This is a genomic window from Pirellulales bacterium (assembly GCA_019636335.1).
Lineage (GTDB): Bacteria > Planctomycetota > Planctomycetia > Pirellulales > JAEUIK01 > JAHBXR01.
The window spans coordinates 1-12,377 of the sequence record JAHBXR010000010.1 but is presented as its reverse complement, the minus strand read 5'-3'; the positions used below and the strand labels follow the sequence as shown (position 1 = coordinate 12,377).

Below are 12,377 nucleotides of genomic sequence, written 5' to 3'. Positions count from 1 at the left end.
TGCCCGCGTTTTCCCACCACGCGGGTGCCGCCGGCGCTAGGCTCGATGCAAGAACATCCGCTTGCTCAATCTGCAACGGTCGATGGCCTGACGATCACGCCTGCGCTGAATACGGTGCTCGAGTCGGTACAGTTGCCGGCCCAGCACGCGGCGATCGATCGCCGTGCGGTGTTCATTTGCGGGCTGGCCGCGCTGTTGGGATTCGTTGCGGCCTTCGTGGCGCAGGCCCTGCTGTTACTGATCGCGCTGGTAACGAACCTGGCCTTCTTCGGACGACTCTCGTTCGTCGACGTCGTGCCTGCCGCCGCCGTGCCGAATCTGGGCTGGTGGGTCGTGCCGATTCCCGTGCTCGGAGCGCTGGTCGTTGGTCTGATGGCTCGCTTCGGTTCGAAGGCCATCCGCGGTCACGGTATTCCCGAGGCCATGGAGCAGGTGCTGACGAATGAAAGTCGCATTCCGGCCCGCATGACGTTTCTCAAGCCGATCTCTTCGGCCATTTCGATCGGCACGGGAGGCCCGTTTGGCGCCGAAGGGCCGATTATTGCCACGGGAAGCGCGCTGGGGTCGGTGCTGGGCCAGGCGATTCACGTGTCGACCTCTGAACGCAAGACGCTCTTATCGGCCGGAGCGGCGGCGGGCATGGCGGCCACGTTCGGCAGCCCCGTGTCGGCGGTGCTGCTGGCGATCGAATTGTTGCTGTTCGAGTATCGTCCCCGTTCGATCATCCCGGTGGCACTGGCGGCAGTCATGGCGACGGGGGTGCGCGGGATCTTCGAAGGGATGGAGCCGGTCTTCGCGATGCCGAACCTGGCGCAACCCAGCATCGCGGCCCTGCTTGCCTATGTGTTGATTGGGGCGTTGATGGGGATCGTGGCCGTCGCGGTGACGCGTATCGTTTATGCCATCGAGGACGGTTTCGAGCGACTGCCGCTGCACTGGATGTGGTGGCCCGCCATCGGCGCCGTCGCTGTGGGAATCGTGGGCTATTTCGAGCCCGATACGTTGGGCGTGGGCTACTACAACATCCGCGATCTGCTCTCCAATCGCCTGCCGGTGGCCACGGTGATCTTCCTGTGCGGAATGAAGTTTCTGTCCTGGTCGATTGCTCTGGGTAGCGGGACGTCGGGGGGGACGCTGGCCCCGTTGTTCACGATCGGCGGTGGCGTGGGGGCAGCGCTGGGTTCGGCGATCGCACTCGTGGCGCCCGCTCTGGGGGTCGACCCGCGCATGGCGGCGCTGGTGGGCATGGCGGCGATGTTTTCTGGCGCCTCGCGTGCCATGCTGGCCTCGGCAGTCTTCGCGTTCGAGACGACGCTGCAACCGCTGGGCCTGCTGCCGCTGATGGGAGGCTGTGCGGCCGCTTACCTCGCGGCCAGCCTGGTGATGCGCAATTCGATCATGACGGAGAAAATTGCGCGGCGCGGCGTGCGCACTCCGCACGAATACCTTGCCGATCCACTCGACCAGATCCTGGTGCGTGACGTAGCCGTGCGGCAGGTCGTCTCGTTGCTCGTCTCGGACCGCGTCACCGACGTGCTCGAGCGGATGCTGGTGCGGGCCGATCATCTTCATCCGGTCTACCCGGTGCTCGACGCACGTGGCGTGCTGGTGGGGGTCGTCGCGCGAAGAGAGTTGTTGAACCCCGATTATCAAGGCACGTCTACCGTGGCCGACCTGATCTGCCGCAGCCCGCGTTTCGTCTACGAAGATTGCAGCGTCCGGCAGGCGGCCGATCATATGCTGAATCATGGCGTGGGGCGCCTGCCAGTCGTCACTCGTGCGGCGCCGCACCGCCTGGTGGGGATCGTGACCCGGCGCGATATTCTCTCGGGCTACCGTCGCCGTTTGCGCGAAACGGTACACGACCGTCCCACCCTGCCCCTGTTTGGCCGTGTGCCCCGGCCGAACGGCCCGGGCTGACCGTTGTTGCCCAGTCGGATCTCAATTTGGGGTGAATCGTTCGATTTCTGGCCGAGTCTCGGCAAGCAGCATTTCCCCCTGCTGGCGTTGCCGTTACCCTGTCAGGCATGAGCACTTCCGCAACGACGCCGAATCCTGCCGGTCCGCTGAACCCCAGTTCGATCGTGCGCGATCTGCTGGCAGGGACGGTGGTGTTCCTGGTGGCCTTGCCCCTGTGCCTGGGGATCGCGCTGGCGTCGAACGCGCCGCTGATCTCGGGGATTATTGCCGGGATCGTGGCGGGCATCGTGGTGGGGTTGGTCAGCGGCTCCCAAGTCAGCGTTAGCGGACCTGCCGCCGGTTTGACCGCCGTCGTGGCTGCGCAGATCGCGGTCTTGGGGTCGTTTCAGGCGTTTCTGCTGGCGGTGGTCATCGCCGGCGTGATGCAGATCGTGCTGGGACTGATGCGGGCCGAGTTTATCGCGGCCTTTTTCCCCACCAGCGTCGTCAAGGGATTGTTGGCCGCGATCGGCCTGCTCTTGATCTTGAAGCAGTTGCCTCACTTGCTGGGTGACGACACCGATCCGGAAGGGGAAATGTCGTTCTTCCAGCCCGACATGGAGACCACCCTGACCGAGGTGCTGGATCTCCCTTTCCATATTCACCCAGGCGCGACGGCCATTGGTCTGTCGTGCATTGGGCTGTTGATTTTGTGGGACCGCTGGCCGGCCCTCAAGCGAATGACCTTGCCGATTCCGTTGGCGGTGGTTGCGCTGGGCATTGCCATCAGCGTGTTGCTCGATCGTATCGGCGGCAAGTGGGCCATTGGTCCCGAGCACCTGGTGCAGGTGCCTGTGGCGCAGACGCTTTCCGATTTTTTTGCCTTTCAAGAGCTGCCCGATTTTTCGCAGTGGCGCAACCCGGCAGTCTATCTGGCCGCGTTGACGATCGCGTTGGTGGCATCGCTCGAATCGCTGTTGAATCTGGAGGTGATCGACAAGCTCGATCCGCGCCAGCGCACGTCGCCGCGGGGGCGCGAGCTCGTCGCCCAGGGGGTGGGCAACGTGACCACGGGCCTGCTGGGGGGGATTCCCGTCGCGACCGTCATCGTGCGCAGCTCGTTGAGCATCAACTCGGGAGCGCAGAGCAAGCTGGCGACGATCTTCCACGGCGGGTTGCTGTTCGTCTCCGTGATGGCGCTGCCGACGTGGCTGAATACCATTCCGCTCGCGTGCCTGGCGGCGATCCTGATCGTCACGGGGGCCAAGCTTGCCAGCCCCCAACTCGTGCGGCAGATGTGGGCGGCCGGCCGGTACCAATTCGTCCCCTTTGTGGTAACGGTCGTGGCGATCGTCTTCACCGATTTGCTGACGGGCATCCTGGTCGGCCTGGCTGTGAGTATCAGCTTCATTCTCAATAGCAACCTGCGGCGGCCGTTGCGCCGCGTGGTCGAGAAGCACTTGGGGGGGGACGTGCTGCACATCGAGCTGGCCAACCAGGTCAGCTTCTTGAATCGAGCCTCGCTCGCCAAGGCGCTCGACAACGTGCCCCGCGGCGGGCACGTGCTGCTCGACGCCCAAGGGACCGACTATATCGATCCCGACGTGCTCGACATGATCCGCGACTTCAAGTTGAAGAAGGCCCCCGCGCGCCAGATCGAAGTCAGCCTGGTCGGGTTCCGCAACAAGTACCAATTGCAGGACCAGATTCACTACGTCGACTACTCCACGCGCGAACTGCAGAAGAACGTCACGCCGGCGCAGGTACTGCAGATCTTGAAGGAGGGGCACGAGCGCTTCCGACGAGGCCGGCGTTTGAATCGCGATCTGGGCCGACAAGTGTTAGCCACCGCGGCCGGTCAGCATCCGCTGGCCGTCGTGCTGAGTTGCATCGACTCGCGCACGCCGGCGGAGCTCGTGTTCGATCTGGGGGTGGGAGACATCTTCAGCGTGCGCATCGCCGGCAACGTCACCAGCCGCAAGATTCTGGGCAGCATCGAATATGGTTGCGCCGTCGCCGGAGCAAAGCTGATCCTGGTGATGGGGCACACCCGTTGCGGCGCCGTGTCGACCGCTGTGAATCTCTACGACATCACGCAGCCGGTGGCCGATGTGACGGGTTGCCAGAATGTCGAGACGGTGCTCGGCGAGATCCAGAAGTCGATCGACCGCGATGAATTCGCGGCGCAAAGCAGCGGATCGGACGCGGAAAAAGAGGCCTACACGAACGGCGTCGCGCGCGCCAACGTGCGACATTCGGTGGCCAGCCTCGTGCAAGAGAGCGAAACGCTTGCCGAGCTGGTGCGCCTGGGGCGGATCGCCATCGTCGGCGCCATGTACGACGTCACCACCGGCGAGATGCATTTTTTGGACGACGAGCCCGAGGGAATGCTCGGCATGTTGACGAGCCACCAGGCTGGCTGAAGCCGTCGGGCGTTTCTTCGCCCGCTCCCCCACTCTATACTCGCAGGCAGACCCGCCCTGGCCGCGCAAGGTCATGTTCGACCTGCGCCGCGTCTTTTGTTCTAGGGGAGCCCTGTCATGCTCGACCGTTTCATTACCGTGGCGATTTCCGTCGCGGCCACGCTGGGAGTGATGTACTTTGTGCCACCGCGTATGGACCAGCTCGACGTCGATCGGCTCATCGTGCGCGAAGAGCTGATCGTGTCGGATACCGGTGAGCCGTGGGAAAAAGGATTCGAGGACCAGCAGATCGCCCGCGGCGTTTATGCCCGAGCGCTGCACGATGGTCCGGGCGGTTTATGGGTCAGGAGTCGCTTGATCAAGGGCGAGATCGACGATCCGTTCGACGATCGCTTCCACGCCCTCGAGCGCGATGGGACGCTGCGCACGGCGCCGGGACACATTTCGTGGAATGTGTGGCTCGATGGCAACTGGCGACAAATGGCCATCATCCAGGGAGAGGGGCTCGAAATGTCCGAAATTCCGCTCGAACAATGGAACGGCGGCACCCACCCCGGGCGCCTGCGATTCCAGACCTTTCGACCAGGTCATACCGAGCCCCTGACGGATGCGCTGATTGGCCAGGGCAAGATGGCGATTGGCGGTGGCGGATACGGCGGAGGCGGTCTTCCATACGCGACCGACGTGTTGCAACTTGTCGGCGGCGAAGTGCGCCACGTACCGCTCGAGACTCCCTCGGCTCCGCGCGTGGTGCAGGACGACGGACGTGGCGAGCACCGCTACTCGCTTGTGGCGATCGGCGCGCAGGGCCATCGCAGCGCGCCATCGCCGACGGTGAGTTCCGGCGGACGCGCACGGCTGGCCTGGGATAGCGTCGCCGGGGCCGACGCCTATGTCGTGCTGCGCGATGGAAAGGAAGTTGCAGGGCCGCTGCGAATCGAAGGATCCGAAAAAATATGGCAGGATGCGACGTCCCCGTAACGCCACGCTTCAACCCCGGGCGCGTGGGGCGGTCTGAAGGAAACCAGTTTGGTCGTCACTTGGATCGGTGCTTGGTCGTTGAGAGACCGGCAGCGGGCGAAAGCGGGCTTTTTAGCCGGTATCGCAGGGAAAATACCGGGCCCGTTGCCGAAATCGAGTTTGGCACGCAGCTTGCATTAGCAAAGAAGCGGTGACTGTGAGGCGTCGCCAGAGCGAATGCTCGCCCGAGCGTCTATCCCAGTTCGATAGACCACGGAATCGCTCGATCGGTTTGGGAAAAACTGCTCACGCAGAAAGACCCAAGTAGATCGAAAGAATCCGTAAGAAAGAGAACTGGGATAGACTTTCGGGCGAGTTCGCTTTTGTAGGCAGTCCACGCGGCAAGCTTCCAGACGCTTCCTGTCCGCGCCCAAAGAAACGCACCCGGCAGAACGTCTTGTTCCGCCGGGTGCGTGCATTTCTACAGCAAGCCGACTAGCCCTGGGGAGCTGCCGGAGCAGCGCCAGCATCGCACGTCCCGCAGGAATCGCCACACGAGGTGGTTCCGCAATTCGTCGGTGTACACGAGGTCGTACGGTGGCAACGCGCGACATGGCAGCGCGAACGCTTGCAGCGACCACGACGGCATCCAGCTTCGGCTTCGCCGACCGGGACCAGGGTCGTCAGCGTTACGGCCAACAGCATGATTGCCACAGTGAACCATCGACTCATCGAACTCTCCTTCACAAACAACTCCGTTGAAAACTGGACGCGTCCCGCACCGCTTCGCCAGAAGCAGCCGCCTCTAAAACGAGAGACTCTGATCGGCGATGCGATCAGAGAGAGCGCCGCATGCCGCGTCGGCAGACCGACGTCGATCGGCCCCCGCATGATAACGGCGTCGACTCGCATTGCACATGACGTGCCGGCGGCGGATTGCCGACGATATTTGCGTACCAACACTGTAGAAGTTCGCCGATGTTACAGCGAGGGGCTTTGCGTGTTGACCAATTCGGGCAATGTTACCGCGGGACGGGAAACTTCCTGCTCGAGCGAAGGACGCATTGGCTTGATAGGGGGATTGACAGATACGGCTCGTCCCTGTTTTGCCGATTCATACAACGCTTCGATGATCTGCACGTCGGCTAGACCTGCCTGGCCGCACGGTTCGGGACGCGCCCCGGTGAGCACGCCATTCGAAAAGTAAATCAGCTCGGCCGCGAACTGATCGCGCCAAAGACTTGACATTTCGATCGCCAAGTCTTAGTGTATAAATAACACTAACTTGGGCGTCCCATGCTTGTCGAACTCTACCGTCCGTCGTTGGCCCTGCTGACCGATCTCTATCAGTTGACGATGGCCTACGGCTACTGGAAGCTCGGCCGCGCGGATCAGGAGGCGGTGTTTCATCTCTTCTTCCGTCGGGCGCCCTTTGGCGGCGGTCTGGCGGTGGCGGCGGGGCTCGAGCCGGCGCTCGACTATGTCGCGGGCTTCCGTTTCGACGAAGCCGATCTGGCCTACCTGTCCACGCTGGTGGGGAATGACGGCGCGCCACTGTTCGAGCAGGGTTTTCTCGAGTATCTCGCCGGCCTGAAGCTGACCTGCGATCTCGACGCCCTGCCCGAGGGGACCGTCGCGTTCGGGCAGGTGCCGCTCGTGCGGGTGCGCGGCTCGTTGTTGCAATGTCAACTGCTCGAAACGCCCCTTTTGAACCTGGTCAACTTCTCGACGCTGGTGGCGACGAAAGCGGCACGTGTCGCTGCGGCCGCCGCGGGCGAGTCGGTGCTCGAGTTCGGCCTGCGTCGCGCGCAAGGCATCGATGGTGGATTGACCGCCAGTCGCGCGGCGTATCTTGGCGGGTGCGATTCGACCTCGAATGTCCTGGCTGGCCGTTTGTACGGAATTCCGGTGAGTGGCACCCACGCCCACAGTTGGGTCATGGCGTTCGACAGCGAGCTAGAGGCCTTTGAGCAGTACGCCGAGGCGATGCCGAACAACTGCGTCTTCCTCGTCGACACGTACGATACGCTCGAAGGGGTGCGTCACGCGGCGCGCGTGGGGCAGCGGTTGAAGGCGGCCGGCCATCGCATGATCGGCATTCGGCTCGACTCGGGCGATCTGGCTTATCTGAGCATCGAGACGCGGAAGATCCTCGATGCCGCGGGTCTGCACGAGGTGGCGATCGTCGCGTCGAACGATCTCGACGAGCGCATCATCGAAAGCCTGAAGCAGCAAGGCGCGAAGATTACCGTCTGGGGCGTCGGCACGAAACTGGCCACCGCGTACGATCAGCCGGCCTTGGGAGGTGTCTACAAGTTGGGGGCGATTCGCGACGACGACGGCACGTGGCAACCGAAGATGAAGCTTTCGGAACAAGCGGCCAAATCGACCGTGCCGGGCATTCTTCAGGTGAGGCGATTCGAGGGGCGCCAAGGCTTCGTGGCCGATTTGTTGTACGACGAGTTGGCCGGGGTCGATCCCCGCCGCACGATTGTCGATATCAAGGACCCACATCGTCGCAAGCAACTCGCCAGCGAATTGGACGCGACGGACCTGCTGATTCCCTACGTGCGACAGGGAGAGATCATCGCGCGGCGCGAGTCGCTCGACGAGATACGCCAGCGCGTGCGCGATCAACTGGCCAAACTCCACCCCAGCATCCGCAGGTTTTTGCATCCCCACGAATACCCCGTGGGGCTCGACATCGGTCTGCACGAGCGTCGTGAGGCCATGATCCGCGATCTGCGCCAATCGCTGGCCGCTGCCCGTTCGAAGGAGCCGACATGAAGCTGATTCGCGTCGCGGCCGCTGCGCTCAATCAAATACCGCTCGATTGGGACGGCAACGCCGCCCACATTCGACGCGCGATCGAACTGGCGCGGGCGCGGCAGGTGAGCCTGCTCTGCCTGCCCGAGCTTTGTCTGACGGGCTACGGATGCGAAGACGCGTTTCTTTCGGCCGCGGTCGTGCGGCGCGCCGAACGCGTGCTGGCCGAGCTTTTGCCGGACACCGAAGGCATGGCCGTCTCGATCGGGCTGCCCGTGATGCAGGCCAGTGCGCTGTTCAACGCCTCGGCCATGCTGGTCGATGGCCGGCTCGTGGGCCTAGTGGCCAAGCAACACCTGGCCGGCGACGGTCTGCACTACGAGCCCCGCTGGTTCAAACCGTGGCCCGCTGGCGTCGTGGTCTCGGCCAAGCTGGCGGGCAGCATCTGTCCGTTTGGCGACGTGCTTTTCGATTTCGACGGCGTGCGCATCGGTTTCGAGATCTGCGAAGACGCCTGGGTCGCCGACCGCCCGGGGGAGCACCACGTCGCCCTGGGGGCGGACATCATCTTGAATCCCAGCGCGAGCCATTTTGCCCTGGGCAAGACGGCCATGCGGCAGCAACTCGTCTCCGAGGCCTCGCGTGCCTACGGCGTGTCGTACATCTATAGCAACCTGCTCGGCAACGAGGCGGGGCGCGTGATCTACGACGGCGAGACGATCGTCGCGTCGGCCGGTCACGTGCTGGCCCGCGGACCAAGGCTGGGCTACGACTCGGCCGTCGTCACCGATGCCGTGATCGACCTCGACGGCACGCGCATGCGACGCGCGCAGTCGGCGAACTACCAGCCTGCTCTGGCTGCCGATACGAGTCGCGTGGTCGATGTCCGATTCTCGCTGCCGAATTGCTCTCCCGATCCACCGGTGGTCCACGCACCGACGTGGGAGAATGTCGCCGAACCGTTGAACGAAGAGTTTGCCCGGGCGATTGCCTTGGGACTGTTCGACTACTTGCGCAAGAGCCGTTCACGAGGGTTTGTCGTCTCGCTCAGTGGTGGGGCCGATTCGTCCGCCGTGGCGTCGCTCGTGGCGATCATGGTGCGACTGGGTGTGGCACAGCTCGGACGGGACGAATTCTGCCGTGCGATCGGCTTTCGTGCGGAAACGCCGCCGGCCGACGACGAAGTTGCGCCGCTCGTCCACGAATTGCTGACGACCGTTTACCAAGCGACGGGCAACAGCTCGGACACGACCCGCAACGCGGCGCGCGACGTGGCCCGCGCGATCGGCGCGACGCATCTCGAGCTCGACGTGGACGACTTGTTCCGCGGCTACGTGTCGAAGGTCGAAGCCGCGCTCGGGCGAACGTTGACTTGGGAGCGAGACGATCTGGCGCTGCAGAACATTCAGGCCCGGACGCGGGGGCCCTCGGTGTGGCTGATCGCGAACGTGAAGGGGGCGTTGCTTTTGGCCACGAGCAATCGTTCGGAGGCGGCGGTCGGCTACGCCACGATGGATGGTGATACCTGTGGCGGTATCAGCCCTATCGCCGGCATCGACAAGGCGTTTATCCGTCGCTGGCTGCGCTGGCTCGAAGTCGAGGGGCCGTTCGGCGTGGGACCGGTTCCGGCGTTGCGGGCCGTGAACGTGCAGGCTCCGACGGCCGAGCTTCGTCCGCCGGCCGAGGGTCAGACCGACGAAGCCGATCTCATGCCGTACGATCTGCTCGATGCCATCGAGGATCAGGCGATTGGCGAACGGCGCTCTCCGCAGGAGGTGCTCGACACGATCGCGGCGGCGAACCCGCAATACGCACGCGAGCAACTCGCCCGCTGGGTGCGACGCTTCTTCGAACTGTGGAGCCGCAACCAGTGGAAGCGTGAGCGATATGCCCCTTCGCTCCACGTCGACGACAAGAACCTCGATCCGAAGACCTGGTGCCGCTTTCCGATCCTGTCGGGCGGCTTTCGCCGCGAGCTGGCCGAGCTCGACGACCACCGACGCGAATGAATGCCAAGGACCGATCCGCGTGCCTTACACGTACGAATATCCCCGCCCTGCCCTGACGGTCGATGTCGTCGTCTTTGCGCTCGACGAACGGGATCTGAAGGTGCTGCTGATCGAGCGCGACCTCGCTCCGTTCGCGGGTCGTTGGGCGCTGCCCGGCGGTTTCGTCAACCTGGATGAGACGCTCGACGCCGCGGCTCGGCGCGAACTCGAGGAAGAGACCGGGCTGCACGATATTTTTCTCGAACAGCTCTACACGTTTGGCGCGGTCGATCGCGACCCGCGCGAACGGGTTGTCTCGGTGGCCTATTACGCGCTGGTCAACCTGTCGGAGCATCAGGTGCAGGCGAGCAGCGACGCGCGGAACGCGGGCTGGTTCGCGCTGGCCGACCTGCCGCGACTCTCCTTCGACCACGAGGAGATTCTCGCCGCGGCGCACGAGCGGCTGCGGGGCAAGGTCCGCTACCAGCCGATCGGTTTCGAGCTGTTGCCCGAGCGCTTCACGCTGCGACAGTTGCAGCACCTGTACGAGGTGATTTTGGACCGGGAGCTCGACAAGCGCAATTTCCGCAAGCGGGTACTGGCGATGGGCATCGTTCGCGAGACGAACGAAATCGAACAAGACGTGGCGCACCGCGCGGCGCGACTGTACCGCTTCGACAAGAAGCAATATGACCGGCTGACGAAACGCGGGTTTCATTTCGAGATCTGACGCACCAACGTGCGATATTTGAGTTCGCCATGAAAGCCCTTTTACTGATTGACCTTCAGAATGACTTTTTGCCTGGCGGGGCGTTAGCGGTGCCGCGCGGCGATGAGGTGGTGGCGGTAGCGAATCGGCGGATGGCGGAGTACGAATTGGTCGTGGCCACTCAGGACTGGCATCCGGCGGACCATCTTTCCTTTGTCAGTCAGCACTCGGATCACAAAATAGGAGATGTGATCGAGTTGAACGGATTGCCGCAGATTCTGTGGCCCGAACATTGCGTGCAAGACACGCAGGGCGCCGAGTTCGCGCCGACGCTAAACCAGGTCCCCATCTCGTATGTCGTTCGCAAGGGGACCGACCGCGCGATCGATAGCTACAGCGGCTTCTTCGACAATGCCCGGCGTAAGGCGACCGGGCTGGAAGAGTACCTGCGCGCGAAGTCAGTCGACGTGGTCCACGTGATGGGTCTGGCGACCGACTACTGCGTGAAATTCACGGCACTCGATGCCGTTTCCCTCGGCTTCCGCACGGTGTTGCTGGTCGAAGGCGTCCGCGGCGTGGAACGAAAGACAGGCGATTGCCGGCGCGCGATGGAAGAAATGCGCGCGGCGGCGATAAAGATTGTCGAGTAGATTGTTCGCGGAGGAAACGTCGATAATGCCGACTCTAGAAGATCGCTTCATCGGCTGCTTGCTAGGGCTCGCCGTGGGGGATGCGCTAGGCGCGCACTTTGAAGGGCAATCTCCGGAGCACATCGCCGCCAGATTCCCATCCGTCCGTGCGCTTATCGAAAACCGGCCGCCGGGCGAAATCTGGTACACGGACGATACCCAGATGACGATCGGCGTGGCCGAGACCCTGCTCGCTTGTCGTGCGATCAAGGAAGCGGTGCTGTGCCAGCGCTTCGCGGAAAACTACTTGCCGCAGCGCGGCTACGGGCGCGGTGCTCGCGTCGTGATCGAAGCCATGCTCAAGGGGCAAGATCACAAGTTCTGGGCCGAGGAGCTCTTTCCCGGAGGTTCCTTCGGCAATGGGGCCGCCATGCGAGTGGCGCCCGTTGGACTTCTCTTTCGCCGCGATCATGACGAACTATGGCATCAGGCACGACTCTCATCGTTGCCAACGCACGTGCATCCACTCGGCATCGAAGGTGCGCAATTGATTGCGAACGCCGTTGCGTTGGCGACGATATCGCATCCCTTCGAGCGAGTGGAATACTTCGAGGCATTGGCCTCGCGTTGTCAAAGCGTGGAGTTCTCTGGTCCGCTACGCCGCGCTGCGCAAGTGAAAACGGCCCTGGATCTCGCGCTATTTGGCAACGGGATCCAGGCGCAGTCTTCGGTCGTCACGGCCATCGCGTCGTTCGGACTCACGCCCGACTCCTACGAGCAGACCATCGGCAACGCGATCCTGCTGGGAGGAGATACCGACACCATCGCCGCTATGGCCGGCGCCATCAGCGGTGCTTACCTCGGATGGCAGGCAATCCCTGCCGACCTGTTGGAGTCGCTGGAAGATCACCACCAGGGGCGATCTTACCTGCGCCAACTTGCCGTCGATCTGCACGAACTGCACGTCGCGATGGGTACGTAACGCGCTAGTGGCGAGTCTGCT

At 63.4% G+C, this 12,377-nt stretch carries 9 protein-coding genes; 8 read left to right on the top strand and 1 reads right to left on the bottom strand.

All coding sequences use genetic code 11. The annotated features are described in order from the left end of the window. Nucleotides 1-45: 45 nt before the first annotated feature. The 3 genes from KF708_11565 to KF708_11555 all read left to right on the top strand — a co-directional run bounded on the left by KF708_11565 (nt 46) and on the right by KF708_11555 (nt 5,303). Nucleotides 46-1,920: a chloride channel protein gene (locus tag KF708_11565; GenBank protein MBX3413319.1), complete on the top strand. Its 1,875-nt coding sequence runs from the start codon at nt 46-48 to the stop codon at nt 1,918-1,920. 107 nt (nt 1,921-2,027) lie between these two features. Beyond that, nucleotides 2,028-4,322, top strand: coding sequence for a bifunctional SulP family inorganic anion transporter/carbonic anhydrase (locus KF708_11560; protein ID MBX3413318.1), 2,295 nt, complete (start codon nt 2,028-2,030; stop codon nt 4,320-4,322). 117 nt (nt 4,323-4,439) lie between these two features. Further along, the gene (locus tag KF708_11555) at nt 4,440-5,303 is read left to right on the top strand and encodes a hypothetical protein (protein ID MBX3413317.1); all 864 of its coding nucleotides are present in this window, start codon (nt 4,440-4,442) and stop codon (nt 5,301-5,303) included. Between the two features lie 960 nt (nt 5,304-6,263). Here KF708_11555 and KF708_11550 read toward each other — a convergent pair. Beyond that, nucleotides 6,264-6,530 carry a hypothetical protein gene (locus KF708_11550; GenBank protein MBX3413316.1) on the bottom strand — a complete coding sequence of 89 codons (267 nt, stop codon included), beginning with the start codon at nt 6,528-6,530 and terminating at the stop codon, nt 6,264-6,266. A gap of 48 nt (nt 6,531-6,578) precedes the next feature. On the opposite strand from KF708_11550, the gene KF708_11545 reads away from it, so the two are divergent. Genes KF708_11545 through KF708_11525 form a run of 5 tightly spaced genes read left to right on the top strand, consistent with a single transcriptional unit; the run spans nt 6,579 to nt 12,356 of the window. Continuing rightward, complete coding sequence (locus tag KF708_11545) at nt 6,579-8,069, top strand: nicotinate phosphoribosyltransferase (protein ID MBX3413315.1); 1,491 nt, start codon at nt 6,579-6,581, stop codon at nt 8,067-8,069. Next, complete coding sequence (nadE, locus tag KF708_11540) at nt 8,066-10,057, top strand: NAD(+) synthase (protein ID MBX3413314.1); 1,992 nt, start codon at nt 8,066-8,068, stop codon at nt 10,055-10,057. Before KF708_11545 ends, nadE begins: the two co-directional genes overlap by 4 nt. Before the next feature lie 19 nt (nt 10,058-10,076). Next, nucleotides 10,077-10,766: an NUDIX hydrolase gene (locus tag KF708_11535; protein ID MBX3413313.1), complete on the top strand. Its 690-nt coding sequence runs from the start codon at nt 10,077-10,079 to the stop codon at nt 10,764-10,766. A gap of 29 nt (nt 10,767-10,795) precedes the next feature. Next, nucleotides 10,796-11,395: a bifunctional nicotinamidase/pyrazinamidase gene (pncA, locus tag KF708_11530; protein MBX3413312.1), complete on the top strand. Its 600-nt coding sequence runs from the start codon at nt 10,796-10,798 to the stop codon at nt 11,393-11,395. A gap of 25 nt (nt 11,396-11,420) precedes the next feature. Further along, complete coding sequence (locus tag KF708_11525; GenBank protein ID MBX3413311.1) at nt 11,421-12,356, top strand: ADP-ribosylglycohydrolase family protein; 936 nt, start codon at nt 11,421-11,423, stop codon at nt 12,354-12,356. Nucleotides 12,357-12,377: the final 21 nt, after the last annotated feature.

Excerpts from the sequence above, each read along its gene's own strand:
- KF708_11565 (MBX3413319.1), top strand. The coding sequence starts at position 46 with ATGCAAGAACATCCGCTTGCTCAATCTGCAACGGTCGATGGCCTGACG.
- KF708_11560 (MBX3413318.1), top strand. The coding sequence starts at position 2,028 with ATGAGCACTTCCGCAACGACGCCGAATCCTGCCGGTCCGCTGAACCCC.
- KF708_11555 (MBX3413317.1), top strand. The coding sequence starts at position 4,440 with ATGCTCGACCGTTTCATTACCGTGGCGATTTCCGTCGCGGCCACGCTG.
- KF708_11550 (MBX3413316.1), bottom strand. The coding sequence starts at position 6,530 with ATGTCAAGTCTTTGGCGCGATCAGTTCGCGGCCGAGCTGATTTACTTT.
- KF708_11545 (MBX3413315.1), top strand. The coding sequence starts at position 6,579 with ATGCTTGTCGAACTCTACCGTCCGTCGTTGGCCCTGCTGACCGATCTC.
- nadE (MBX3413314.1), top strand. The coding sequence starts at position 8,066 with ATGAAGCTGATTCGCGTCGCGGCCGCTGCGCTCAATCAAATACCGCTC.
- pncA (MBX3413312.1), top strand. The coding sequence starts at position 10,796 with ATGAAAGCCCTTTTACTGATTGACCTTCAGAATGACTTTTTGCCTGGC.
- KF708_11525 (MBX3413311.1), top strand. The coding sequence starts at position 11,421 with ATGCCGACTCTAGAAGATCGCTTCATCGGCTGCTTGCTAGGGCTCGCC.